This is a genomic window from Streptococcus mitis (genome assembly GCF_003942865.1).
Classification (GTDB): domain Bacteria; phylum Bacillota; class Bacilli; order Lactobacillales; family Streptococcaceae; genus Streptococcus; species Streptococcus mitis_BI.
In genome coordinates this window covers 1-24,977 of the sequence record NZ_RJNZ01000009.1, presented here as the reverse complement: position 1 = coordinate 24,977, position 24,977 = coordinate 1, and the positions used below count along the sequence as shown (strand labels likewise).

26 protein-coding genes and 2 pseudogenes are annotated in these 24,977 nt (G+C 41.1%); all 28 read right to left on the bottom strand.

What is annotated here, in order from left to right; genetic code table 11:
• Positions 1 to 54 precede the first annotated feature (54 nt).
• Positions 55 to 834 carry an L-threonylcarbamoyladenylate synthase gene (locus D8845_RS06910; RefSeq protein WP_125452944.1) on the bottom strand — a complete coding sequence of 260 codons (780 nt, stop codon included), beginning with the start codon at positions 832 to 834 and terminating at the stop codon, positions 55 to 57.
• 27 nt (positions 835 to 861) lie between these two features.
• A complete protein-coding gene (leuD, locus tag D8845_RS06905) occupies positions 862 to 1,455 on the bottom strand; it encodes a 3-isopropylmalate dehydratase small subunit (RefSeq protein ID WP_125452943.1) in 594 nt (197 codons plus the stop codon).
• 9 nt (positions 1,456 to 1,464) lie between these two features.
• Positions 1,465 to 2,847, bottom strand: a complete 1,383-nt coding sequence (leuC, locus tag D8845_RS06900; protein WP_125452942.1) for a 3-isopropylmalate dehydratase large subunit — start codon at positions 2,845 to 2,847, stop codon at positions 1,465 to 1,467.
• Between the two features lie 3 nt (positions 2,848 to 2,850).
• On the bottom strand, positions 2,851 to 3,120 hold the full coding sequence (locus D8845_RS06895) for a DUF1294 domain-containing protein (protein ID WP_125452941.1): 270 nt from the start codon (positions 3,118 to 3,120) through the stop codon (positions 2,851 to 2,853).
• Positions 3,117 to 4,154 carry a 3-isopropylmalate dehydrogenase gene (leuB, locus tag D8845_RS06890; protein WP_125452940.1) on the bottom strand — a complete coding sequence of 346 codons (1,038 nt, stop codon included), beginning with the start codon at positions 4,152 to 4,154 and terminating at the stop codon, positions 3,117 to 3,119. Before leuB ends, D8845_RS06895 begins: the two co-directional genes overlap by 4 nt.
• An 11-nt stretch (positions 4,155 to 4,165) precedes the next feature.
• Positions 4,166 to 5,728, bottom strand: coding sequence for a 2-isopropylmalate synthase (locus D8845_RS06885; protein ID WP_125452939.1), 1,563 nt, complete (start codon positions 5,726 to 5,728; stop codon positions 4,166 to 4,168).
• A 313-nt stretch (positions 5,729 to 6,041) separates the two neighbouring features.
• Entirely contained in the window at positions 6,042 to 6,698 is a 657-nt protein-coding gene (locus D8845_RS06880) for an MmcQ/YjbR family DNA-binding protein (protein ID WP_125452938.1), read from the bottom strand.
• A gap of 43 nt (positions 6,699 to 6,741) precedes the next feature.
• Positions 6,742 to 7,374, bottom strand: coding sequence for a copper homeostasis protein CutC (locus D8845_RS06875; protein WP_125452937.1), 633 nt, complete (start codon positions 7,372 to 7,374; stop codon positions 6,742 to 6,744).
• 90 nt (positions 7,375 to 7,464) lie between these two features.
• Positions 7,465 to 7,824, bottom strand: coding sequence for a YbaN family protein (locus D8845_RS06870; RefSeq protein WP_125452936.1), 360 nt, complete (start codon positions 7,822 to 7,824; stop codon positions 7,465 to 7,467).
• A gap of 257 nt (positions 7,825 to 8,081) precedes the next feature.
• Positions 8,082 to 10,169 (bottom strand): type I DNA topoisomerase, encoded by a 2,088-nt coding sequence (gene topA, locus D8845_RS06860; protein WP_125452935.1) that lies wholly within the window; start codon positions 10,167 to 10,169, stop codon positions 8,082 to 8,084.
• A 232-nt stretch (positions 10,170 to 10,401) separates the two neighbouring features.
• Positions 10,402 to 11,250 carry a DNA-processing protein DprA gene (dprA, locus tag D8845_RS06855; RefSeq protein ID WP_125452934.1) on the bottom strand — a complete coding sequence of 283 codons (849 nt, stop codon included), beginning with the start codon at positions 11,248 to 11,250 and terminating at the stop codon, positions 10,402 to 10,404.
• A gap of 138 nt (positions 11,251 to 11,388) precedes the next feature.
• Positions 11,389 to 13,212, bottom strand: coding sequence for a translation elongation factor 4 (gene lepA, locus D8845_RS06850; protein ID WP_125452933.1), 1,824 nt, complete (start codon positions 13,210 to 13,212; stop codon positions 11,389 to 11,391).
• A 78-nt stretch (positions 13,213 to 13,290) separates the two neighbouring features.
• Entirely contained in the window at positions 13,291 to 14,019 is a 729-nt protein-coding gene (locus D8845_RS06845) for a metallophosphoesterase family protein (RefSeq protein ID WP_125452932.1), read from the bottom strand.
• Between the two features lies 1 nt (position 14,020).
• On the bottom strand, positions 14,021 to 15,688 hold the full coding sequence (recN, locus tag D8845_RS06840) for a DNA repair protein RecN (protein ID WP_125452931.1): 1,668 nt from the start codon (positions 15,686 to 15,688) through the stop codon (positions 14,021 to 14,023).
• 6 nt (positions 15,689 to 15,694) lie between these two features.
• The gene (locus D8845_RS06835; RefSeq protein ID WP_020900686.1) at positions 15,695 to 16,126 is read right to left on the bottom strand and encodes an arginine repressor; all 432 of its coding nucleotides are present in this window, start codon (positions 16,124 to 16,126) and stop codon (positions 15,695 to 15,697) included.
• Entirely contained in the window at positions 16,119 to 16,934 is an 816-nt protein-coding gene (locus tag D8845_RS06830) for a TlyA family RNA methyltransferase (protein ID WP_125452930.1), read from the bottom strand. Before D8845_RS06830 ends, D8845_RS06835 begins: the two co-directional genes overlap by 8 nt.
• Positions 16,927 to 17,802, bottom strand: a complete 876-nt coding sequence (locus D8845_RS06825; protein ID WP_125452929.1) for a polyprenyl synthetase family protein — start codon at positions 17,800 to 17,802, stop codon at positions 16,927 to 16,929. Before D8845_RS06825 ends, D8845_RS06830 begins: the two co-directional genes overlap by 8 nt.
• Positions 17,799 to 18,011, bottom strand: a complete 213-nt coding sequence (locus D8845_RS06820; protein ID WP_000043226.1) for an exodeoxyribonuclease VII small subunit — start codon at positions 18,009 to 18,011, stop codon at positions 17,799 to 17,801. The genes D8845_RS06825 and D8845_RS06820 overlap by 4 nt, the downstream gene beginning before the upstream one ends.
• The gene (xseA, locus tag D8845_RS06815; protein ID WP_125452928.1) at positions 17,989 to 19,329 is read right to left on the bottom strand and encodes an exodeoxyribonuclease VII large subunit; all 1,341 of its coding nucleotides are present in this window, start codon (positions 19,327 to 19,329) and stop codon (positions 17,989 to 17,991) included. Before xseA ends, D8845_RS06820 begins: the two co-directional genes overlap by 23 nt.
• A 127-nt stretch (positions 19,330 to 19,456) precedes the next feature.
• Positions 19,457 to 20,095 carry a uridine kinase gene (udk, locus tag D8845_RS06810; protein ID WP_009730252.1) on the bottom strand — a complete coding sequence of 213 codons (639 nt, stop codon included), beginning with the start codon at positions 20,093 to 20,095 and terminating at the stop codon, positions 19,457 to 19,459.
• 109 nt (positions 20,096 to 20,204) lie between these two features.
• Entirely contained in the window at positions 20,205 to 21,083 is an 879-nt protein-coding gene (truB, locus tag D8845_RS06805; RefSeq protein ID WP_125452927.1) for a tRNA pseudouridine(55) synthase TruB, read from the bottom strand.
• A 73-nt stretch (positions 21,084 to 21,156) separates the two neighbouring features.
• A complete protein-coding gene (locus D8845_RS06800; RefSeq protein ID WP_260467949.1) occupies positions 21,157 to 21,957 on the bottom strand; it encodes a hypothetical protein in 801 nt (266 codons plus the stop codon).
• A gap of 9 nt (positions 21,958 to 21,966) precedes the next feature.
• Entirely contained in the window at positions 21,967 to 22,764 is a 798-nt protein-coding gene (locus tag D8845_RS06795) for a hypothetical protein (RefSeq protein ID WP_125452926.1), read from the bottom strand.
• 31 nt (positions 22,765 to 22,795) lie between these two features.
• Positions 22,796 to 23,023 carry a hypothetical protein gene (locus D8845_RS06790; RefSeq protein WP_185757419.1) on the bottom strand — a complete coding sequence of 76 codons (228 nt, stop codon included), beginning with the start codon at positions 23,021 to 23,023 and terminating at the stop codon, positions 22,796 to 22,798.
• 78 nt (positions 23,024 to 23,101) lie between these two features.
• Entirely contained in the window at positions 23,102 to 23,953 is an 852-nt protein-coding gene (locus tag D8845_RS06785) for a hypothetical protein (RefSeq protein ID WP_125452925.1), read from the bottom strand.
• A complete protein-coding gene (locus tag D8845_RS10485; protein WP_260467947.1) occupies positions 23,931 to 24,209 on the bottom strand; it encodes a hypothetical protein in 279 nt (92 codons plus the stop codon). The genes D8845_RS06785 and D8845_RS10485 overlap by 23 nt, the downstream gene beginning before the upstream one ends.
• 91 nt (positions 24,210 to 24,300) lie before the next feature.
• A pseudogene (locus tag D8845_RS06775) lies at positions 24,301 to 24,639 on the bottom strand (hypothetical protein); the annotation flags it as partial.
• Positions 24,640 to 24,729: 90 nt separating this feature from the next.
• Positions 24,730 to 24,977, bottom strand: a pseudogene (locus D8845_RS10315) (hypothetical protein); the annotation flags it as partial.

Below are 24,977 nucleotides of genomic sequence, written 5' to 3'. Positions count from 1 at the left end.
AAAGCCTAATGTAGAGTAGGGTATTCCCTCTTAACACTAGACTTCTTTTTTATCCTAATAATACTCGCCCTGACGATAGTCCCATGAGTTAAAGGCGTCTGACAAGTGCATCATGATTTTATCAATGTCAAGCCCTTTGCGGATTACAACTGGAGCTGGTGAAGTTGAGCGTGCTCCTCCTTGTTCTGGGATGAGTTTGCCATCTTTATCGACCATAGACACCATCACACCTTGCTCGTAGCGAGTTTCAATCGTTTTGTCGGGCTGGATTGATGCCACATAGTCGTCTGCTTCAATGACAAGGTCCACTGCTCCTTCGATACGTTCTCCGATACCTTCTACCTTACCACGGTTTCCTTTACCAGATGGGTTGGCTGATGAGGCATAAACCATTTTACCTTCTTCCCAAAGTTTGGCAGCCAATTGTTCACCAGCTTTCCCGAACTTGATAACAAAGCAGCTAGTACCACGCACGTCCGTCATCAGTTCTTCACGGCCATCTCCATAATCTTTTAGTTTTTCAAAGGCTTCTGGTTTCCAAGGAAGGATACAACCAAGAAGAATATCTTCATCCCAATGTTTTTGGTAAAAGGCTTCAATTTCTTGGTTAAGCTGTGCTAAAGCACGAAGCTCATCCATACTACCGCAGAGAACAACACCTGGTTTGTTACGGTTACGTTCTTTGGCTTCAAACTTACGTTCAAGACCAGCCTTATCGCTAGTCATGATGATGTAACCAACTTTTGTAGGGCAAACGATACATCCGCCCTCACCTTTTAAAATGTCATAGCCTTCTTGTGAAAGTGTTCCGTTCCATTGAATGTGTTTTGTCATAGTTCTATTTCCTTTTCTAATTTTCTTCTAATCCTGCCAGTAGGCTGGTCGTTGTTTTTCATAAGCAGCAATCAAATCTTCATACTGCAAGGTGATACCGATATCATCCAAACCATTTAAGAGTTTGTGTTTCCATTCGCTATCGATTTCAAAAGTGAATTCTCCAATTGGTGAGATGATTTTTTGTTGTTCCAAGTCCACAGTTACCTGGTCAGTCGGTTGTAGCTGAGCTAGTTTCTCTCGAACCTCTCTGGTCTGTACAATAGGCAACATGCCATTATTGAGTTCATTATTGTAATGAATATCACCGAAAGACCCCGCAATCACAACCTTAAAACCATAGTCCGCTAGAGCCCAAGCGGCGTGCTCCCTCGAAGATCCTGCCCCAAAGTTATCCCCTGAAATGAGAATACTGGCTTTGCGGTATTCAGGTCGGTTAAAGACAAAGTCTGGGTCCTCAGTATACTTGTCGTCTAGATAACGCCAAGCATACATGAGGTACTTACCAAAGCCTTTTTTATCAATTAACTTGAGAAACTGCTTGGGAAGGATTTGGTCGGTATCGATGTTATCATTCATGAGAGGAACGGTCGTTCCCGTATAAACTGTGAATTTCTCCATATCCTCTCCTTACTGGGCTTCTGGCATTTGCCGAACATCTACGAAACGCCCTGCAATAGCTGCTGCTGCTGCCATGGCTGGACTGCAGAGATGAGTCTTAGCACCAAAGCCTTGTCTGTCTTCAAAGTTACGGTTGCTGGTTGAGGCGCAGTGAACACCATCAGGGACCTTGTCAGGATTCATCCCTAGGCACATAGAGCAACCTGGGTCTCTCCACTCAAATCCAGCATCCAGAAAGACCTTGTCCAAGCCCAACTTCTCAGCAGCTCGTTTGACAGGACGAGAGCCTGGAACTACGATAGCCGTTAAGTTGGGTGCTATTTTCTTTCCTTTGACAAATCGCGCAGCCAGTTGCAAGTCGCTGAGACGAGCATTTGTACAAGAGCCGATAAAGATATAACCTAGTTCAATATCTGCTGGCTTTTGACCAGGCTCCAAGTCCATGTAATTGTAGGCTCGCTCATCATTCATATCTTTGATTTCTGGGAAGATACTGTCAAAGTCAACCCCCATAGCAGGGTTGGTTCCCCAGGTCACCATAGGAGCCAAGTCTGAGATATCCATCTGGATAACCTTATCGTAAACAGCATCATCATCACTGATAATTGTTTTCCAATCCGCCACAGCCTCTTCAAAGTCCTCTGGAACACATTCGCGTCCCTTGAGATAGTCATAAGTCGTCTGATCCGGATTCATGATTCCCATCTTAGATCCAAACTCGATGGACATATTGCAGATGGTCATTCGCTCTTCCATGCTCAGTGCATCAATAGCTTGTCCACGATATTCCACCACGTAGCCAACACCACAAGCAACGCCGTACTTGGCAATCAAGGCTAAAATGTAATCCTTGGAATAAACTCCTTTTTGAGGGACGCCAGTAAATTCTACCAGCATTTTCTTGGGTTTGACCTGCCAGAGTGTCTGTGTCGCAAAGACATGCTCGACCTCGCTGGTCCCAATTCCAAAGGCGATGGCTCCAAAAGCTCCATGGGTTGCCGTATGGCTGTCTCCACAGACAATGAATTTCCCCGGTTGGGTCCGTCCTGTTTCTGGACCAACCATGTGAACAATTCCTTGTTTTTCAGAACCATGGGCGACATGTTCAATCCCAAACTCCTCAACATTTTCAGCTAGCTTATCAATTTGAGCCTTGGAAATGACATCTCGAATATCGTAGATATTGACCGTCGGGACATTGTGGTCAAAAGTTCCAAATGTCAAGTCTGGTCGTCTCAATTTGCGACCTGCATCACGCAAACCTTGAAAAGCCTGAGGGCTGGTCACTTCATGAATATAGTGCTGGTCCACATACATGAGTTGGGGCTGCCCCTCTTCTCCTGTGATGACATGACGGTCCCATAATTTATCAAAAATCGATTTTCCTGCCATCCATTACCTCCAAATAACATATAAGGCTACTAGTGTGGACACCATCCCTAGAAACCAAACTGTTTTAAAATACCATTTTCGAGTCTTGTGGTGAAAGATGATTCCTGCTAACCAGGCCCCAAAACCAGCACAAGTAAAGGCTAAAATTAGTAAGATTTTCTCAGGGATGCGCCAAGCCCCTCTCCTTGCCTTGGATTTGTCAATACCATAAATCAAGAAAACCATGACATTCCAAATCAAAAGGACTAGAGTAATTTTTTCGTCTAACTTCATAACCTTGCAATAATAGCTTCCGTCATTTCCTTGGTCGAAGCCTGTCCTCCTATATCTCTCGTTAAAATTCCAGCTGCTAAACTTGCCTCAACAGCACGCTCGATACGCTCTGCATCCTCATAACGTCCGAAACTATCTCTCAACATCATGGCAACTGATAAAATCATGGAAATAGGATTGGCAATTCCTTGACCTGCAATATCAGGCGCTGAACCGTGAATAGGTTCATAAAGACTTGGTCCATTTTCAGAATGACTGGCTGATGGCATAACTCCAAGTGTACCAGATAGAACGCTTGATTCATCAGATAAGATATCTCCGAAAAGATTCTCCGTTACGATAACATCGAACTTGGCAGGATTGGTAATCATGAGCATGGCAGCTGAGTCTACCAGCTGGTGTTCCAAGGTTACATCTGGGAAATCCTGTGAGACCTTATCAGCTACTTTCCGCCAGATTTTTGAGGTCGCTAGAACATTTTGCTTATCGATACTAGTAACGATTTTTCTGCGATTTCTTGCAATTTCAAAAGCTTTGCGAACAATCCGCTCCACTTCCTCGTAGCTATAGTCGTTGATATCACGCGCTTTACGCTCTTCAAGAATATGATCCCCAAAGTAAATCCCGCCAGTCAACTCCCGTACAACGACAAAATCTACACCAGCAATTCGTTCTGATTTTAGTGGTGACAAATGCTTGAGACTGTCAAAGATTTTGACAGGGCGAATATTAGCATAGAGATTGAGTTCCTTACGGAGAGCCAGCAAGCCTTGTTCAGGCCGAACCGCTGCTCCATCATACTGAGGACTACCGATAGCCGCTAGGAGAATGGCATCTGCTTCACGACATACCTTGAGGGTTTCATCAGGTAAGGGATGCCCTGCAGCATCGATACCTGCACCTCCGAAGGGTCGTCTGTCAATCTCATAGTCAAAACCTGTTTTTTCAGCTAGAGCCTCCAGAACCTCTAAACCAGCCTCCATGATTTCTGGGCCAATTCCGTCCCCTGCTAGAGCTACTATTTTTTTTGTCATAGCATTCTCCTTTACACACTAGGCATGTCACGATAGGAAACACTGCGTCCCATCTCACCAGCATTCTCTTTTTGAACAAAGGTATTAGCATTGATATAGGCAATAGCAGAAGCCTTCAACACATCGAAATCAAGCCCTGCTGCATTAAAGATGGTTTCTGTATCTCTGTTTTCAACAGTGACCAAAACCCGAGCTTGGGCATCAATTCCATCTGTCACAGCGTCAATAGTGTAGGACACCAAGCGGACGGATTGGTTAAAGAACTTGTCGATAGCGTTAAAGATTGCTTCAACGGAACCTTGCCCTGTCGCATTAAATTCGACTTTCTCACCATCCATATTGGCCAGGCTAACAAGCGCTTCAATGTCATTATCCGCATGAGTTTGAAGTTGTAAATCATCAAAGTGGAATCCTTCTGGGTTTTCAACCATGGTTCCAGCTACCAGAGCACGAATATCTGCATCTGTGATTTCTTGTTTCTTGTCGGCCAGTGCCTTGAACTTAGCGAAGAGTGGTTTGATGTCCTCTTCTGTAAAGTCTAGGGCCAATTCTCTTAGTTTCTCGACAAAGGCATGGCGACCAGACAATTTTCCAAGTGGAAGACTATTGCTCTTAACACCGACTAATTCAGGGGTGATGATTTCATAGGTAAGAGGATTTTTAAGGACTCCGTCTTGGTGAATACCAGATTCGTGAGAGAAGGCATTACCTCCAACGACGGCCTTGTTTTTAGGAACTGGAATTCCTGAGAAGCGAGAAACCATTTCTGATGTATTGATAGTTTCATTTAAAACAATACTAGTTTCTGCTTGATAGTAATCTTGGCGAATATTGAGGGCTACTGCAATTTCTTCCAAAGCAGCATTCCCAGCTCGCTCCCCAATACCGTTGATAGTCCCTTCAATACGTCCTGCTCCGTTCTTGACAGCAGCAAGGCTATTAGCTACTGCCATTCCGAGGTCATCATGACAGTGTGGTGAATAGATAATCTGACGATCTGTCTTGACATTCTCAATCAAGTGTTTGAAGATAGCTCCGTATTCCTCTGGTGTGGTAAATCCTACCGTATCAGGAATATTGATATAAGACGCCCCTGCATCAACCGCTGTTTGAACAACTTGCAAGAGGAAATCCAACTCTGTTCTAGTTGCATCTTCAGGAGAGAATTCAACCACTTCAAACTTAGAACGGGCGTAAGAAACATGCTCCTTAATAGCTTCCAAAATCTCTTCCTTGCTCTTATTGAGCTTATACTTGCGGTGAATCGGACTAGTAGCAATAAAGACATGAACCTGTGGATACTTAGCATCCTTAAGCGCCTCGTAACAAGCATCAATATCAGACTTGACAGAGCGTGCCAAACCAGTCACCGCCGTTTTCTTCAAGACCTTAGCAATCTCCTGCACTGCCGTAAATGAGTCTGGGCTAGCCGCTGGAAAACCAGCTTCAATTGCTGAAATGCCCCATTTCTCCAGCTGTCTTGCAATGGCAATTTTTTCCTTGATTGAAAAATTAACACCCGGTGTCTGTTCTCCATCCCGAAGGCTGGTATCTAGAAATTCAACTGTTCTCATAAAATTTCCCCTTTTCCAAATGTGGTTTTAAAAAAACATCTCGCTCAGAAGTCCAAGCGAGATGTTGATTCACTCCCGCTTGGTAAGCCAAACAGGACTAATGCTTTTTGCACTAGCCCGAGTACCTCAACAACAAAGCGAATTGATTAAACTTAGCTGTTTTCATGTTTGACTTTCTCCTTCGTTTAATATCTTGTTTAGTATTTTAGCATAGGCAAAAGTACTTGTCAAGAAAAAATCCAATATTTTCTGAAAATTTCTTCAGTAGAGAATATTTTGCTAATTGAAAGTTCTTGAAAAATCTTGAAATATTTCATTTTTTAGTGGTTAAGTTCCAACTTTTTTCCATCAATTCCAATACTTCTTTATCTGATAAAGTATCATCAAGGGCCACACTAATCCAGTAGCGTTTGTTCATATGAAAGGCTGGATAAATTCCCTTTTTTGAAAGTAAATCAGCTACTTGGTCATGTTTGAGGTTGACTGCTTCCACCTGTCCTTCTCTGCCCTTTTCCAGCTTATCCCAAGAGATTTTTATCAAGACGGCATACCACTTTTTATTGCCTTCATGACGTAATACTGCCGTATCAGGAGATTTCTCCCATAGATATTCCAACTGATTACCATACTGTTCCTGAACCTGAGTCATGATTCGCTTAGTCTGAGAGCAGATAAAATCTTGCACATCAAAACAAGCCTTCCGAATCTGGTAAAGAATCTCCAGACAAGCCTCACGGACATTTCCGACAAAACTTCCTCTCATGCTTTCCATATGAACGTGAGGATAGAGGTCACCTGTTTCCTGATCAAAGACTTGAAAGCTCAAGTTTCCATCAACTACGGACACAGTCATGACAAAGTCACCCTGCAAAATCTGGCAACTATAGGTCCAGACTCCACTATTTTCTACAAAACCATAATCATAAGCCTTTTCTTGATTCAACTGATAGGATTTAAAAATTTCAAACATAAGTGAAAACTGCTACCCAAAGCTAGCAGTTCCTTTCTATTTTTTAAAAGACAACCTTGGTTCCGTGCAATTGTGTCACGCCCAGCTGGTCAATAAAGGTTTGACGGTTGTCAAGGTCAATCCCCCCACCTGGTAGAATTTCAATCTTACCTTTAGCGTGTTCCAAAATTCTGTGATAGTGAGCAAAGCGTTTTTCTAAGGAGTCGCCAGACACACCAGCGCGAGTTAGGATACGAGTGACTCCAGCTTGACTAAGCCAGTCAATAGCTTCCAGTTGATCATTATCACTCAATTCATCAAAGGCCATATGAAAGACAATTTCCATTCCTTTTGACGCAGCTATCAACTTCTCCAGATTAGGCTTATCCAACTTCTTATCAGCAGTTAAAACCCCAAATACAACTCCTTGACTGCCAGATTGAGCAGTCAAACGAATGTCTTCTAGCATAATAGCAATTTCTAAGTCATTATAGACAAAGTCGCCACCACGTGGACGAATCATTGTCATGATGGTCGTATCGTAGTTAGCTGCCAGTTCAACCGCTACCTTGGTCACTCCATAGCTGGGAGTTGTCCCACCAACTGCTAGATTGTCACAAAGTTCGATTCGACGAGCTCCAGCCTGCATCGCTTTTTCAAGCAAGGTCACATTTTCAGCACAAAATTCGTAAATCATTTGATTCTCCTTGAAGATTACTTTGAATTTATTATATCATATTATTATGAATATGCTTTCATTTATATCAAGGAAAATAGTTACTATTTTTTATTCTTTATCCGGAATGACCTTGAAGAGATAATAAGTGATAAAGATGGTCAAAGCACCCAGACCGATTTTGACCGGTAAAAGAGGGGCAAAATAAATGGAAATTCCCATCAAGATGTAGATAGATACGATAATTTTTTTCTTTCGTTCACGCGCAATGGACTTAGTCTCGCGAAAATCAGCTACATAACTCTGATAGAGCTTGGTATGATAAAGCCAATCTTCGAAGCGCTTGGAACTTCTTGAAAAACAAGCAATAGACAACAAAAGAAAAGGCGTTGTAGGCAACAAGGGTAAAACAACCCCAATAATAGCCAAGGCCAGTGATAAAAAACCAATAATTAGATAGATAATACGCATAACTTCTCCTAGTTAATACTCTTCGAAAATCTCTTCAAACCACGTCAGCGTCGCCTTGACGTAGGTATGGTTCCTGACTTCGTCAGTCTTATCTGCAACCTCAAAGCAGTGCTTTGAGCAACCTGCGGCTAGTTTCCTAGTTTGCTCTTTGATTTTCATTGAGTATAAAATAATCTTCTTCTAGTTTCGCATACAATGATGAATTTTGTCAAGCTCCAACCAAAAAGAGCCTGAAATTCACTTTCAGGACTCTCCTCTTATTTAATCTTTTCTTCTTCGTAGTCGCCATTACTACATACAACCTGCTTACCACCACCACGGACTTTTTTCTCCATGAGGAAATTGCCACATTTTGGACAGTCACGACCAACAGGCTTGTCCCAAGAGGTAAATTCACAATCTGGATAGCGATTGCAACCATAGAAAAGGCGGTTACGTTTGGTTTTACGCTCAATGATTTGTCCCTGATGACAACTTGGACACTCAACACCAATCTCTTTCACGATTGCTTGGGTATGACGACAATCTGGGAAATTGCTACAAGCGTAGAACTTACCAAATCGACCAAGTTTAATAACCATTGGACTGCCACACACTTCACAATTAAATCCAGCTGGTTCATCCTTGATCTGGATTTTCTCCATTTCTTCTTCAGCCTTGGCGACTTCCTTAGAGAATGGTTTGTAAAAGGCATCAATGACACGTTGCCACTGCTCTTTTCCAACTTCGACGTCATCCAGCTTGCCTTCCATTTCAGCTGTGAAGGTCACGTTTACGATATCTGGGAAATATTCAACGATGAGCTTATTAACAATTTCTCCCAACTCTGTCGGTTCAAAGCGTTTGGCTGCAAGGCGAACATAATAACGTTTCTGAATAGTTTCAATGGTTGGTGCGTAGGTTGACGGACGTCCAACCCCATTTTCCTCCAAGGTCTTGATAAGGGTCGCTTCAGAATAACGAGCAGGCGGTTGAGTGAAATGTTGCTCTGGTTTGCTATTAACCTGCTTGACCACATCTCCAACAGCCATATCTGGTAACATCTTATTCTTATCAGAATCATTATAAATGGCAAGATAACCATCAAACTTAACCTGACTACCATTAGCAGCAAATTGAACCCCATTTTGAGACAATTTTACAGCCATGGTATCAAAGACAGCAGCTGTCATCTGGCTCGCTACAAAACGATTCCAGATAAGAGTATAAAGCTTGAGCTGATCCTTGTCCAGATACTTAGCAATACTTTCAGGTGTATTAAAAACACTAGACGGGCGAATAGCCTCGTGGGCATCCTGAGCTCCTGAAGCATTTTTAACCTTGCTACCATGCTTAGAATACTTGCTACCAAAACGGTCCGTAATAAAACTTGCTGCTTCATTTTGCGCTACAGGACTGATACGAGTCGAATCGGTACGCATATAGGTAATCAAACCTTGAACACCAGAACCGATATTAATTCCTTCATAGAGCTGTTGGGCAACCATCATGGTTTTTCGAGTACGGAAGTTAATTTTATTGGCAGCATCCATCTGCATAGATGAAGTAGTATAAGGTAATGGAGCATTGCGTTTGCGCTCTTTCTTATCTACCTGATCCACTGAAAAATCTTTGCTAGTCAGACGAGACAAGACTTCCTTGACCTCATCATTGCTAGTCAGTTTCAGCTTTTTACCATCCACTCCATAGAAGGAAGCCTGAAATTGCTTGGTTCCCTTTTTAAAGACAGCATCAATTGTCCAGTATTCTTCTGGTTGGAAGGCATTGATTTCATTCTCACGGTCAATGATTAACTTAAGCGCAATAGACTGGACGCGACCTGCTGACAAGCCTTTCTTGACCTTCTTCCACAAAATAGGGGAAATCGAGTACCCCACCAAGCGGTCTAGGACACGACGAGCCTGTTGGGCATCGACCAAGTCCATATCAATCTTGCGTGGTTCTTTAAAAGCATTTTTGACCGCATCCTTGGTGATTTCATTGAAGACCACACGGTTGGCATCATTTTCATCTAAGTTGAGAATGTGAGCCAAATGCCAAGAAATCGCTTCTCCTTCACGGTCCGGGTCACTCGCCAGAAAAACTTTATTAGCTTTTTTAGCTTCTTTTTTCAAGTCATTAATGAGCGGGCCTTTTCCTCGGATATTGATATATTGCGGTTCATAATTATTTTCAATATCGACGGACATACTGGATTTCTTCAAATCACGGATATGCCCGACACTGGCTAAAACCTTGTAGTTTCTGCCTAGATATTTTTCAATCGTCTTGGCCTTAGCAGGCGACTCCACGATTACTAGATTTTTTTTAACTGTTGATTTTTTCTTTTTTGTTGCCGTAGCCACAGTATCACACCTTTTCAAAGTAATAAACTTTATAAAGTGTAAACCATTTTGCCATAACTGTCAAGACTTAGCTCCTATATATAGAAGAAAAGTTTGTCTAGTAAGGGGACTTTCTTCTTATACTCAATGAAAATCAAAGAGCAAACTAGGAAGCTAGCCGCAGGTTGCTCAAAACACTGTTTTGAGGTTGCAGATGGAAGCTGACGTAGTTTGAAGAGATTTTCGAAGAGTATTAAAATTCAAATTCCGCAAGCACATCTTGCCCGCTTGTAACCAATTTTGCCCCTTCTTGAATCAAATGATGGCAACCGTCTGATAGTCCATCTAAAATGCTACCAGGAATAGCAAAGACATCGCGCCCTTCCTCCATTGCTCGCTCACAGGTAATGAGACTACCTGAGCGCATCTTAGCCTCTGCTACGATCACACCACGACAAAGTCCAGCAATGATGCGATTACGGGCAGGAAAATGAAATTTCAGAGGTTGTTCGCCTGGTCCATACTCACTGAGAACCAGATGATCATTGCCGATGTAGTCTTGCAAGCGTTTATTGGCTTTAGGATAAAACACATCCAGTCCTGTTCCAATCACTGCAATGGTTTTTCCGCCATTCTGAAGAGCTGCCATATGAGCGGCTGTGTCAATGCCCTTGGCTAATCCACTGACGATAACCAGTTCATTTTCCAATCCCTGAATGACTTTTTCAACTGACTTAACTCCCTGTTTGCTACAAGCACGACTTCCTACGACTGCTACCTTAGGAAATTTCAAGAGGTCAAGATTTCCCTTGTAAAATAAAAGCACAGGAGCATCATATATTTCACTCAAATCCCAAGGGTAACAGTCATCTAAAATAGAGAAAGATGGAAATTTTTGAAACTCCTTCTCCAAATGCGTATCGTCTATCTGAAAATAACGTTCCATAAAAACGGCTGGATTTCGGCAACCTGATATATCTGCAATATCACCTAACAACAGTTCTTGATCAACATTTTCACTGTATTCTAGGACATTCAAAATCTGTTGATTGGTCAAACCTGATTTTTTCAACTTATAGATTTCATAGTTTGTGATTTTCATAAATATCTCCATTTCTTTTTCTACTCATCTATTTATTCGTAAAACAAATAAAAAAGAAGACCATTTGATCTTCTTTTATTTATCTTTGTTGTTTGATATTTAAAGTCTATCAACAATAAAATGTTTTTCTTTATACTTCTACTCTTCATCCATACTCAAAACGCTGAGGAAGGCTTCTTGTGGAACTTCAACTGATCCGATGGCTTTCATGCGTTTCTTACCAGCTTTTTGTTTTTCCAGTAGCTTACGCTTACGAGAAACGTCACCACCATAACATTTAGCAAGTACGTTCTTACGAAGGGCCTTGATATCAGTACGAGCCACAATCTTGTGTCCAATTGCTGCTTGAATTGGCACCTCAAATTGTTGACGAGGAATAATTTTCTTGAGCTTATCAACGATGAGTTTTCCACGTTCGTAGGCAAAGTCCTTGTGAACGATAAAGCTGAGGGCATCCACCTTGTCTCCATTGAGAAGGATATCCATTTTCACCAGCTTAGATGGACGGTACTCTGACAATTCGTAGTCAAAGCTTGCATAACCACGAGTCGAAGACTTAAGCTTATCAAAGAAGTCAAAGACAATTTCAGCCAGTGGAATTTGATAGATAACATTGACACGGTTATCATCAATATAGTCCATAGTCATAAAGTCACCACGCTTGCGCTGAGCCAGCTCCATTACTGCTCCGACGAACTCCTGTGGTACCATGATTTGCGCCTTAACATAAGGTTCCTCAATGGTCGCAATCTTAGTTGGGTCTGGGAACTCAGATGGGTTAGACACATCCATAGACTCACCGTCGGTCAAATTAACCTTATAGATAACGGATGGAGCTGTCATGATGAGGTCGATATTGAACTCACGTTCCAAACGTTCCTGGATAACATCCATATGGAGGAGTCCAAGAAATCCACAACGGAAACCAAATCCAAGTGCCTGAGATGTTTCTGGTTCAAACTGAAGACTAGCATCATTCAGTTGCAATTTTTCAAGGGCTTCACGCAGGTCATTGTACTTGTTTGACTCGATAGGATAGAGACCCGCAAAGACCATAGGATTCATCTGCTTGTAACCATGTAATGGCTCAGCCGCAGGATTGGTTGCCAAGGTAACGGTATCACCCACACGAGTGTCCTGAACTGTCTTAATAGAAGCAGCAATATAACCAACGTCACCAGTCGCAAGGAAATCACGACCAACTGCCTTGGGTGTAAAAATACCAACTTCTGTCACATCAAAGGTCTTACCATTGCTCATGAGCTGAATCTTATCGCCAGGTTTAACCACTCCGTCCATGACACGCACTTGGAGGATAACCCCACGGTAAGCATCGTAAACAGAGTCGAAAATCAAGGCCTTAAGAGGCGCCGTCACATCACCTGTTGGCGCTGGCACTTTTTCCACGATTTGCTCGAGGATTTCTTCAATACCAATACCAGCCTTGGCAGATGCTAGGACTGCTTCGCTGGCATCCAAACCAATGACATCTTCAATCTCTGTACGCACGCGCTCAGGATCTGCAGCTGGTAGGTCAATTTTGTTAATGACTGGCATGATTTCCAAATCATTGTCCAAGGCTAGATAAACGTTAGCAAGGGTTTGAGCCTCAATACCTTGAGCGGCATCGACCACCAAAATAGCACCCTCACAGGCAGCGAGCGAACGTGAAACTTCATAGGTAAAGTCCACGTGCCCAGGTGTGTCTATCAAGTGGAAAATATAAGTTTCCCCATCTTTTGCAGTGTAATTCAACTCGATGGCATTCAACTTAATGGTAATTCCACGTTCCCGTTCTAGATCCATGCTATCCAAAAGCTGAGCTTGCATTTCACGGCTTGAAACGGTCTCTGTCTTTTCCAAAATGCGGTCTGCTAGAGTCGACTTTCCGTGGTCAATATGGGCGATAATAGAGAAGTTCCGGATCTTCTCCTGTCGTTTTTTCAATTCTTCTAAGTTCATGATTCTCTTCCTTTCAGGGTATCTATTTATTATAAATTGTTTTTGACTTTTTGACAAGACCATACCCTGCTAGGAGTACTAATCTTCAGCAACAAAGCCGTCATTTTCGATAAAGTGGTGTTCTGTCATTCCTTGGTCTGTAAAGACAATCCCGTGAAGGACACCACCATAGACAGCTCCTCCGTCCATCCCAATCTTACCATCTTCTGTAGTCCAAAGCTCAGCTGTACCTCGGTCTTGCTTTAACAAACCATAAACCGGTGTATGACCAAAGACAATGATTTTTCCAGTATGATTTTCTGCTTCGTGGAATGGTTTTCTAAGCCAGACTTTTTTATAATCTGTGGTTTCACGCCAGTCATCCAAGGTCAAATCAATACCAGCATGTACAAAGATATACTTGTCTGTCTCTACCACAAATGGCATTTGACGAATAAACTTGACCAAGTCTGCTGCTTCAGTAGCAACACGCTTGGCATCTTCTACTCCGTCAACTGGTGCATCCAAGGGACGACCTAGGATAGAGTTAATGGTTGTATCTCCACCATTGCGACGATAGTGATCATAGCTTTCTTCTGGGTCATCTAGCCAAGTCAAAAACATATACTCGTGGTTTCCTGACAAACAGATCGCCCCTTGATTGTCAACCAAGTTCTTGACCATTTCAAGGACACGGCGACTATCTTCACCACGGTCAATCAAGTCCCCTAGAAAAAGCAACTGGATCTGACCATCCCATGTTTTGAGAAGGTCTTCCAGCATCCCAGCTTTTCCGTGAACATCTCCAATTACATAATAGTCTGTCATCTTATTTCTCCCTGTTTCTCAACAATTCTCTGGCTTGTGTCAGGGCTGCTTCCGTCACATCATCACCTGCCAACATCTTAGCAACTTCTTCCACTCGCTCTTCAACCGTCAAGAGACGAACAGTCGAAACTGTTGAATGGTCATTGCTAATCTTCTCAATAAAGAATTGATAATCCGCAATCGCAATCACTTGTGGTAAATGGGAAATAGCTAGAACCTGCCCATGTTGGCCAATCTTGTGAATCTTCTGTGCAATAGCCTGAGCTACACGTCCTGAAACTCCCGTATCCACCTCATCAAAGACAATACTTGTCTTGCCCTCTTTACGAGAAAAGGCAGACTTAATGGCTAGCATGAGGCGAGACAATTCTCCGCCAGATGCAACCTTAACCAAGGGTTTAAAGTCTTCACCAGGATTGGTTGAAATGTAAAACTCGACCATTTCATTGCCCTCACGACTGAATTTGCCCTTGCTAAAACGAACCAGAAACTGGGCTTTTTCCATATAAAGATCTTGCAGTTCTTGTTTAATCTCTGCTTCAAGCTGCTGAGCCAAGTCATGACGAGCAGATGCAAGCTGACCTGCTAAATCGACAAGATTGACTTCCAATTTCTTGAGCTCTGCTTCCATGTCCTCAGATGAAAGATTATTGCCCGTCAAGAGATTGTATTCTTCCGTAATCTTGGCAAAATAAAGCAAGACATCGTCTACAGTCCCACCATACTTACGGGTAATGGTATGAAGGAGGTCCAAACGATTCTCAACCTGCATGAGGCGATTGCCGTCAAAATCAAGATTCTCAATAATAGCTTCCAAACGTTTGCTAATGTCTTCTAAGACATAGTAGGTCTCAGACAGTGAGCTTGAAATTTCACGGTATTCAGGGTCGTACTCTTCGACACTTTCCATGTCATTCATGGCTGAACGAACATTGGCCAGACTTGAAAAATCTTCATTGTCCAACATACTATAGGCATTGGTCAGCGTATCCGCAATGTTTTTATGGTTGATGAGCTTCTCTCGCTCTTGGTTTAGAGCCAGGTCTTCTCCAGCCTGCAAGTTTGCCACTTCAATCTCTGCCATTTGAAATTCCAACATTTCAATACGAGCCTTGTGTTCCTGTTGGTTTTTCTTGACTTCCAGAACCTGCTTGCGCATTTTTCGATAGGCATCAAAACTCGTTTGATAGGTTTCTTTCAAGTCCCAAAAAGCTGCATCGCCAAATTCATCCAACATCTGGATGTGCAGTTGAGGACGCATTAACTCTTCTTGGTCATGCTGACCATGAATATCCACAAGATGTTGCCCGATAGCACGCAAAACAGACAGATTGACCATCTGGCCATTGACACGGCTGATACTACGACCATTTTGCAGAATTTCCCGACGGATGATAATCTCATCACCCAATTCCAAACCTTGCTCATCAAAAATTTCCTGCAAAAGGCGACTATTCTCAACTGAGAAAAGCCCCTCAATCTCTGCCTTTGTCGCACCATGACGAATAACATCTGTCGTAGCACGAGCTCCCAACATCATATTCATAGCATCAATGATAATCGACTTCCCTGCACCCGTTTCACCAGTCAGGACAGTCATCCCCTTTTCAAAATTAAGGGAAATAGCCTCAATAATGGCAAAGTTTTTTATCGAAATTTCAAGTAACATATAGACCTACCAATTTTTTACTTGTTCAAAGATTTCCTCAGCTAGACTTTCACTTCTGGCAATGACTAAAATCGAGCTATCATCAGCTAAACAGCTAAAAATCTTGTCCGCAAAAGTCTCAATTAACTGAGCTTTTACAAAAGCTGTATTTCCTGGGATAACTTGGAGATTGATCATCTTATCCATCAATTCAGCCGATTCGATATTGTCTTCAGCCAGTTGCAGGCTTTTTACGATTGATTTTGGCAATTCATAGACATAGGTGTTGTCTCTCAAAGGAATTTTGACAATACCTAGCTCTTTGATATCTCGTGATACCGTTGCTTGAGTGGCAGTGATTCCTGCCTCTTTCAAATGTTCTACAATTTCTTCTTGCGTACCGATTTGATAATCTGTCACAAATCGTCTAATTTTTTCAAGTCTCTCTTTTTTATTCATTTTTAAATTGACTATGCGCCCTCTCTACTACTTCTTCAATTTCAGCAAGAACCTGATTACTTGCTGACTCTTCTTTTTTCAAATACGCTAAAAACTCAATATTTCCATGTCCACCTTGGATGGGAGAAAAGTCCAAACCAAGAACTGAAAAGCCTTCCTCTACTGCCATGGTTGTGACAGATTCCAGGACATTCTGATGAACCTTGGCGTCGCGAATGATTCCATTTTTTCCAATCTGCTCACGACCTGCCTCAAACTGGGGCTTAACTAGAGCCACAACTTGGCCTTGTTCAGCCAAGACACGGTGCAAGGCTGGAAGAATCAGACTGAGGGAAATGAAACTCACATCAATACTGGCAAAGCTTGGTTCCTGCTCGAAATCAGTCTTTTCAGCATAGCGGAAATTGAACTGCTCCATGCTGACAACTCGTGAGTCTTGGCGTAATTTCCAAGCCAACTGATTGGTACCGACATCGACTGCAAAGATCAACTCAGCACCATTTTGCAACATGACATCGGTAAATCCTCCAGTAGAAGCACCGATATCAATCGTTGTTGCCCCTTCCACTGACAATTCAAAAACCTGCAAGGCCTTTTCCAGTTTCAAACCACCACGGCTGACATACTTGAGTTTCTCCCCCTTGAGTTTTAGCTCGGTGTCATCTGGAATTTTCTCTCCTGGCTTGTCAAAACGCTCTCCGTTAAGGACTGCTACGACTAGACCAGCCATTACTCCACGCTTGGCCTGTTCTCGCGTTTCAAACAAACCCTGTTTATAAGCTAGTACGTCCACTCTTTCCTTAGCCATTGATTCTCAAACTTTCTACTACACTTACAATCGATTCTATCTCAAAAGGAACCTGCTGGGCAATATCTTCTAATTTGGCATTAGCTTGGTCCAAGGTTTGGTTACAAAAGGCAATAGCCTCTTCCAAGCCCAACAAGGCTGGATAGGTTGACTTTTCTGCCTGCAGGTCCTTTTGTGGCGTCTTGCCGATTTCCTCAAAACTGGCGGTCACATCTAACACATCATCTCGAACTTGAAAAGCAAGACCAATCAATTCACCAACAGTTTTCAGCTTCACCTGCATTTCAGGTGACAATTCGGCTATAATAGCAGCAGCTTGGAAGGGATAGGCTAGTAGTCTTCCAGTCTTATTGGCATGAATGGTCTGAAGTTCTTCCAAAGACAAGTGTTGATGTTCACCTTCCATGTCCAAAACCTGCCCTGCTACCATGCCAAGACTTCCTGAAGCAAGGGATAAGTTGGCAATCAAGTCTACCTTGATCTGACTTGGCAAATCTGCCTGCGCTATCAAGGCGTAAGGATCTAGAAACAAGGCATCTCCAGCCAAAATTGCCATCGCTTCGCCAAATTTCTTATGATTGGTCAAACGCCCTCGACGGTAATCGTCATCATCCATGGCAGGAAGATCATCGTGAATCAAGCTCCCTGTATGAATCATTTCCAAGGCCGCGGCCACTTGGGCATGAGCAGGCTTAATAGCGACCTGCAATGCTTCCAAAACTTCTAACAAGAGAAAAGGCCGAATACGCTTGCCACCAGCATGAACGGAATAGAGAACAGACTCTCGTAAACTAGAGGCAAACTGCTGGTCTCCATAAAAATCGTCCAAGACCGACTCAACAAGAGCTAATTTTTCTTGCTTCTTCATTCAAAATCACTTTCTGTTCCGTCTTCTTGCATGACCTTGACCAAGGTCTTTTCAGCCTTATCCAGCGTAGCTTGGAGCTCTTTTGACAAGACCATGCCCTTTTGAAAGGCAGCAATCGCATCTTCTAGAGCAATTTCACCATTTTCCAAACTTTGGACAATGGTCTCTAGTTCTGCTAGATTTTCCTCAAATTTCTTTTGTTTTGACATCTTTAACCTCTAATTCTACTTGACCATCTCGCATCAAAAGCGTCACTTGGTCTTTTTTCTTCAAACTCCCAACCGAATCTACAACGGACTCTTCTTTCTTGACAATAGCATAGCCACGCGCCACGATTCGACTGGTATCCAACATCAACAAGGCTTCCGAAAGTCGCTTCACTTCAGCAACCTTGGCATCATAAACCAGCGCCATTTGGCTACGGAGAAGCTTGTCCAACTGACCTAGACGGTCTTGATAGCGTTGGATTTTGGTAACGGGTGATAATTGTACCAGTCGATGCGTCCTTGCTTGTACTGTCTGTTTGTTATCAGAAATCCGTGTTCGCAAACTTTGTTTTAATCGCAGTTGTAATTGGTCTAGCCGTTGCAAATAGCCATCATACAAACGCTCTGGCTGTCTAAAGATAACAGACTGACTGCATTTTTTCAAAGCTTCTTGGTTCTTAGATAGGACATTTCGGACTGCCGTTGCCATCCGTTTTTCCTGATTTTGCAAATGAGCCAATACATCCAACTTGGTCACAGGTGTTGCTAGTTCAGCTGCCGCCGTTGGTGTAGCAGCCCGTCTATCTGCCACAAAATCCGCCAAGGTCACATCCGTCTCATGTCCCACACTAGATATGATTGGCAAACGAGATTCAAAAATAGCACGTACCACAATTTCTTCGTTAAAGGCCCAAAGATCCTCGATAGAACCTCCACCACGACCAATAATCAGTAAATCCAAGTCGTCCCGTTGATTAGCACGCGCAATATTTCGAGCAATTTCCTCCGCAGAGCCTTCACCTTGCACCTTAGTTGGATAAAGTAGGATATCGACACCTGGAAATCGCCTGCTGACGGTCGTGATAATATCTCGAATAACGGCTCCACTGCGACTGGTCACTACACCAATTCTCTTAGAAAATTGGGGCAGAGGTTGCTTGAAGCGTTCTTGAAACAGGCCTTCTTCTGTCAATTTTTTCTTGAGTTGTTCAAACTGAATCGCAAGCGCACCAACTCCATCAGGTTCAGCCTTCTCAATGATGATAGAATAGCTCCCGCTCGGTTCATAAACCTGAACTCGCCCAATTACATTGATCTTCATTCCTTCTTCGAGGTTGAAGCCTAATTTCTGATAGATCCCTGACCAGATGGTCGCTTGAATGACTGCGTGATCATCTTTTAGGGAGAAATATTGGTGAGTAGGTCGTTTACGAAAGTTGGAAACTTGACCAGTTAAATAGACCCGTTCCAAGTAAGGGTCTTTATCGAATTTCATTTTCAGATACTTAGTCAAAGTTGTTACCGATAAATACTTTTCCATCTCCACCTACTATACATTTTCTTGCTCTTTCATGGGTATTATTATACCAAAAATATGCCTAAAAATCTCCATTTATGTACCATTATGAGGGAAAAATAGAAAAAGGAGGCAAGGCCTCCACATCTAATTATTTGCTATTTCGAGCTTCTTCCAAAATCTTTGCAATCTTGGTCGTCAAAAGGTCAATAGCAACTGTATTGCTGACTCCCTCAGGAATGACGATATCAGCATAACGCTTAGTCGGCTCGATAAACTGATGGTACATGGGTTTAACCACACCTAAATACTGCTCAATAACACTATCAAGACTACGGCCACGTTCTTCCATATCGCGCTTGATACGACGAATAATGCGCACATCATCATCCGTATCCACAAAAATCTTGATATCCATCAAATCGCGCAGACGCTTGTCCTCCAAGACTAAAATTCCCTCAACGATAAAGACATCTTGAGGCTCCTGACGATAGGTCTTGCTACTCCGTGTATGCTCTGTATAGTCATAAGTCGGGATGTCCACCGGACGCCCTGCCAACAATTCCTTAATCTGCTCAATCATCAAGTCTGTATCAAAGGCAAAAGGATGGTCATAGTTGGTTTTGACACGCTCTTCAAAGGTCAAATGAGACTGATCCTTGTAGTATGAATCATGCTCAATCATGGAAATCTTTTCATCTGGAAAATGCGATAAAATGGCTCTTGAAACACTGGTTTTTCCTCCACCAGAACCACCTGTCACTCCGATAATGATTGGTCTATTTTGCATGCTATCCTCCGTTTTTTTATCCGTCGTCTATTCTATCACATTTTTTGCAAAATTTATAGTCTGATTTGGATAGTCTAGGAGAAACAACACTCCCTACACCTCAGTTAGACTAGCTAAAAACCTTCCTTGGCTTGTAGAGATTGTCCCGTTTTTCTAGAATGGCTAGTAATTTATCATCTTCAAAGGCAGCTAATTCTTGATCTGTTTGTTCGAGTTCTATAAAACGACCAAAGCGTACTTCTGTAGCCTCTTCTGGAGTTAGTAAAACTTTGACGAGGTCTCCTGTCCCAATCTCTAGAGGATGGAGAAAGTCCAATTGGCCAGCCTCCACTTTTTCAGCAATTTCTTCCAAGGTAAGAGCATCTTCTAGTTGCAAACCAGCTGCACTAGTACGAGTTAACTGAGACATATGGGCAACATAGCCAAGTTTTTCTCCCAAGTCAACCGATAAGGTACGAATATAGGTTCCCTTGCTACATTTCACACGAAAAGTGAATCGTGCTAGTTCGCTCTCATAAGAAATCGGACTTGTTCGTTCAAAGTGATAAATGGTCACCTGACGTTCTGGACGCTCCACTTCCTGACCAGTACGCGCATACTCATAGAGCTTGCGACCATTGACCTTGACAGCCGAATACATAGGTGGAATCTGAGTAATAGACCCAGTCAAACTAGCGATTGCTTCATCGACAAGCTTTTCATCCAAGGGCGACAGAACGGGTGTCTCTGCGACCACTTCCCCACTAGCATCCTCTGTCGTCGTTGAATAACCTAGAGTGATTTCCCCCTCATAGACCTTACCCTCGTCCTGCATAAACTCGACCATGCGTGTCGCCTTACCAACTGCAATGGGCAAAACACCCACCACATCCGGATCCAAGGTCCCACCATGACCAATCTTCTTAGTCCCCAAAATCTTACGCAGTTTAAAAACCGCATCATGCGAGGTCATCCCCGCTTCTTTTTTTAAGTTGATAATACCGTTCATTTTTGCTTTCTAATTCCCTTTTCACTTTACATCAACATATTCTATCTTAGACAGATTTTAAAACTATATCTGCTCATTCTTCTAAATACTTCCTAGCTTCCTGAACATAGAAAAGCTCTGAATTTTCATGAGCGATACTTTCAAACAAACTACGGGCACGAGCTTCATCTCCTTTTAGCTGGGCATTGAGAGCGCCATAATAAGAAAACATGATTCGAGCTAACTTACTTTCTGGTTCAGTAATGTCGAAGTAGTCGTTCACTTCTTTATTGAACACAATATCTTTTATGGCTTGGGCTTGAGCAACAAGTGTAGCTTTGCCTCCTTTAAAATCTGGTGCCTTGGACAATTGTTCCTCAAAGAAAGCAATATCTTGCGCATCTTGAAGATGAATGGAAACTGTTAATAGTTCAAAGCTTGATATTAAAAACGCAGGGGTTCTGAATCTCTTCCAAATTTTTTTCAAATCATATTTGGACATATTTTCCTTGGCAGCTTGAAAATCTCCTTTTAAATAAGCCACTCGACCTTGGATAATTTGGTAATTCTCACGATATGTTGCCCTAAAGGGCTTAATAGATTTTTCTAATTGAACTCTTAACATGTCTACATAGAGCTTAAGATCAATAGAATCGTGTAACACTAGAACAATAACTTTGCTTAGGACAAAACGTAGGTATAAGATCCAGATGACTACAAGTAGCATCAGTAAAGCGAGTATTAAACCCCACCGTTTTGTTTCAGGTTGACGTTCTAAAAAAATTGCTAATGCTCCTATAATCATTGATATAATATAACTTAACTGACTAATAGTCTCAATTTGTAGAAGAATATTCTCTGTCGCCCTACTTACTATTTTTTTAATTAATTTCATATATTACTCTCATTTCACTGATTCTAAATATTTCTTCGCTTCCTGAACACAAAAGAGTTCTGAATTTTCATGAGCGATACTTTCAAACAAACTACGAGCACGAGCTTCATCTCCTTTTAGCTGGGCATTGAGAGCCCCGTAATAAGAAAACATGATTCGGGCTAGTTTATTTTCAGGTTCAGTGGTGTCGAAGTAGTCTGTAACTTCTCCATTTAGTATTTTTGATACTGGTTCAATTAAATCCAACATTCTATTTTTATCAATTCTTTTAATTTTTTCCCAATCAAAAGATACTAAAAATTTAGAAATTTCATCTGTCTCCCTTAAATGAAGGTATGATAATGATTCTATAAATACGATGTTTAGTTCATAAATACGTTTCACATTCAATTTAGAACTTTTAACACTTATTCGTTCAGCATATTGGATTGCCTCACTAAAATTCCCTTGATAGAAAGCACACCTAGCTAAACCCAGATTTAATGCATTTAAATTCCCTGTTTTATTATCAGGTCGCCTTTCATAAGTTTCAGTTAAAAGAGAAATATATTTTATAAAATTCACTTGCTCGTATAAAATAACTTCTGCAACATGATTTACTAAAAAATGAGTTATTACAACGATAATAGTCAGTAATGTTAGAAAAATAAGCAATAATGTAATCGAGATGGTTGATTTTACGAATAATAAACTAATTGCTGTTGCAATAATTGTCCAACGTAGATAAAATAAAATAAAAACCTCCAGTATGCTACAGATTCGAACTGATGACCAATTCGAGATATTCTTAGAAATATTATCTAACATAAAAAACTCCTATAAAAAATTACAAACTAATTTATAAAAACAAACTAGCTAAATAAGCTAGTAAAGCACCTCCAGCTGTGACAAGTTCCCCGCCAAAGAAGAATGCAGTCGCTACTACAACTCCAATTACTACTTCTTTAGGATACTCTATAACCCAATTAGAGATACTATCAACTATCTCACCAGTTGTATTAAAAGTTTGAGTGAGATGACCCACTTTCCCCAGTTTTAAACCTATTCTCCAAGCTCTACCTTTCACAATTCCGTCTCGTTAGTAGTTTTAAGTGTTGCATAATCTTATTATCCTGTTTGTGCACATCAACATAAGTGACACAAGTTACGAACTTATATCAGTGTTTTCTAAATATTTCTTCGCTTTCTGAACATAGAAAAGCTCTGAATTCTCATCGGCAATGCTTTCAAACAAACTACGAGCACCAGCTTCATCTCCTTTTAATTGGGCATTGAGAGCTCCGTAATAAGAGAACATGATTCGAGCTAGCTTATTTTCAGGTTCAGTGGCGTCAAAGTAGTCGTTTGATTTTTTCTTTAAAACAAGATTCTCTATAGCTTTTATTATGTTTATTACATTCGTCTTCCTAGCAACCTGAGAATTTGTTCGAACTTTTAATGTAGCTAACATATCGATTTGGTGCGAAATTTCCTCTGTCTTATCAGCATGGATTAGAGAAAGAATCTTAAAGTAAGCTGTGTACAATTGGATCTCAAATTTCTTATTAAAATTTTTATCCTCAAAATTTATACGTTCCAAATTATCAAGCGATTCTTCAAACTTTCCTTGGTAGTATAACGATTGGGCAATAGCTAGTAAACAATTTGCATTATTGAACAGCTGTTGTGACTTAACCGAGTGTTCAGCTACATAACGATAATAACTTATGTGCTTGTCGAAATTAATATCTGTCAAAAAGATATTATCTACAGCTAATTTAACCAGTTTATTGTTTAATGAAAGCAATGCCTCAAACCCAAAACATACTACCGTATAAGTAATGAATTTCAAAAAATTCATTTCCTCACCTTTAAATAATTCAACAACCATGCCTATAAATGATAGACAAACTATAGGAAATAAACAAATGTATACTATTTTGGTAAAATTATATAATTTTGGAATTTCAAATCTAGATATTTTCAACGAATAGTTATTTAATATTTCTTTCATCATTATCCTCTATTCTGGAACTTAAATATAAGAAAGCACTTGTTATTACTGGAATCGCTGTCGAGACTCCAAAGCCAAATGTAGATGCACTAACTGTAACTCCATAAATTAAAGCACCAATAACAAAACCAGTAGCAACTACTACTTTTGGATGCTCTACAACCCAATTAAAAGCACTACCAACTACCTCACCAGTTGTATTAAAAGCACCACTAACTACCTCACCTGTTGTATTTGAAATTTGGGTGAGATAATCCACCTTCCTCACTCCCGTCTCATTAGTCGTTTTAACTGTTGCATAGTCTTGTTTGACCTGGTTACTCTCTTTTACTTAATTTAAACGAAAGGTACTAGGAAACATTATTACTTCCTAAATATTTCTTCGCTTCCTGTACACAAAAGAGTTCTGGATTTTCATGGACGATACTTTCAAACAAACTACGAGCACGAGCTTCATCTCCTTTTAGCTGAGCATTAAGAGCGCCATAATAAGAAAATATGATTCGAGCTAGCTTATTTTCAGGTTCAGTGGTGTCGAAGTAGTCGTTCGCTTCTTTATTGAACACAATATCTTTTATGGCTTGAGCTTTAGCAATGAGTTTAGCCTTACCATCTTTCGAATCTGGCGCCTTGGACAATTGTTCCTCAAAGAAAGCAATATTTTGCTCATCTTGAATATGGATAGAAGATAGAAAATCATAATATAATTTCTTCAATTCAAATATTTTTCTATTTTTTTTAGAAATATTAGAAAGATTGATATTTGAATATTGACTAAGCTATAATAAAAAATCTCCTCTGAGGTAAGATAATTCTCCTGTGATTAATTCAAAACTTACTTCATTAAATTTCTTATTAAACTTATTGGAATGACTAACATTGTATTCAAAGAAAAATTGATATTTCTTAAAATCAATCAAAACCACCTTCCAATATAGAAGAACTTTCCATGTCAATAAATTTAAAAAGATGCCAATAACTATAAATATTACTGACAAAAATAACAGATAACGTACTGCAATAATAG

Excerpts from the sequence above, each read along its gene's own strand:
- D8845_RS06845 (WP_125452932.1), bottom strand. The coding sequence starts at position 14,019 with ATGACAGACTATTATGTAATTGGAGATGTTCACGGAAAAGCTGGGATG.
- D8845_RS06795 (WP_125452926.1), bottom strand. The coding sequence starts at position 22,764 with ATGTTAGATAATATTTCTAAGAATATCTCGAATTGGTCATCAGTTCGA.
- D8845_RS06870 (WP_125452936.1), bottom strand. The coding sequence starts at position 7,824 with ATGCGTATTATCTATCTAATTATTGGTTTTTTATCACTGGCCTTGGCT.
- D8845_RS06785 (WP_125452925.1), bottom strand. The coding sequence starts at position 23,953 with ATGATGAAAGAAATATTAAATAACTATTCGTTGAAAATATCTAGATTT.
- leuD (WP_125452943.1), bottom strand. The coding sequence starts at position 1,455 with ATGGAGAAATTCACAGTTTATACGGGAACGACCGTTCCTCTCATGAAT.
- lepA (WP_125452933.1), bottom strand. The coding sequence starts at position 13,212 with ATGAACTTAGAAGAATTGAAAAAACGACAGGAGAAGATCCGGAACTTC.
- udk (WP_009730252.1), bottom strand. The coding sequence starts at position 20,095 with ATGCAAAATAGACCAATCATTATCGGAGTGACAGGTGGTTCTGGTGGA.
- D8845_RS06895 (WP_125452941.1), bottom strand. The coding sequence starts at position 3,120 with ATGAAGTTAGACGAAAAAATTACTCTAGTCCTTTTGATTTGGAATGTC.
- D8845_RS06875 (WP_125452937.1), bottom strand. The coding sequence starts at position 7,374 with ATGATTTACGAATTTTGTGCTGAAAATGTGACCTTGCTTGAAAAAGCG.
- D8845_RS06880 (WP_125452938.1), bottom strand. The coding sequence starts at position 6,698 with ATGTTTGAAATTTTTAAATCCTATCAGTTGAATCAAGAAAAGGCTTAT.
- D8845_RS06885 (WP_125452939.1), bottom strand. The coding sequence starts at position 5,728 with ATGAGAACAGTTGAATTTCTAGATACCAGCCTTCGGGATGGAGAACAG.
- D8845_RS06910 (WP_125452944.1), bottom strand. The coding sequence starts at position 834 with ATGACAAAACACATTCAATGGAACGGAACACTTTCACAAGAAGGCTAT.
- D8845_RS06830 (WP_125452930.1), bottom strand. The coding sequence starts at position 16,934 with ATGGCTAAGGAAAGAGTGGACGTACTAGCTTATAAACAGGGTTTGTTT.
- xseA (WP_125452928.1), bottom strand. The coding sequence starts at position 19,329 with ATGGAAAAGTATTTATCGGTAACAACTTTGACTAAGTATCTGAAAATG.
- dprA (WP_125452934.1), bottom strand. The coding sequence starts at position 11,250 with ATGAAAATCACAAACTATGAAATCTATAAGTTGAAAAAATCAGGTTTG.
- leuB (WP_125452940.1), bottom strand. The coding sequence starts at position 4,154 with ATGACAAAAAAAATAGTAGCTCTAGCAGGGGACGGAATTGGCCCAGAA.
- leuC (WP_125452942.1), bottom strand. The coding sequence starts at position 2,847 with ATGGCAGGAAAATCGATTTTTGATAAATTATGGGACCGTCATGTCATC.
- D8845_RS06835 (WP_020900686.1), bottom strand. The coding sequence starts at position 16,126 with ATGAATAAAAAAGAGAGACTTGAAAAAATTAGACGATTTGTGACAGAT.
- recN (WP_125452931.1), bottom strand. The coding sequence starts at position 15,688 with ATGTTACTTGAAATTTCGATAAAAAACTTTGCCATTATTGAGGCTATT.
- truB (WP_125452927.1), bottom strand. The coding sequence starts at position 21,083 with ATGAACGGTATTATCAACTTAAAAAAAGAAGCGGGGATGACCTCGCAT.
- D8845_RS06825 (WP_125452929.1), bottom strand. The coding sequence starts at position 17,802 with ATGAAGAAGCAAGAAAAATTAGCTCTTGTTGAGTCGGTCTTGGACGAT.
- D8845_RS06820 (WP_000043226.1), bottom strand. The coding sequence starts at position 18,011 with ATGTCAAAACAAAAGAAATTTGAGGAAAATCTAGCAGAACTAGAGACC.
- D8845_RS06800 (WP_260467949.1), bottom strand. The coding sequence starts at position 21,957 with ATGAAATTAATTAAAAAAATAGTAAGTAGGGCGACAGAGAATATTCTT.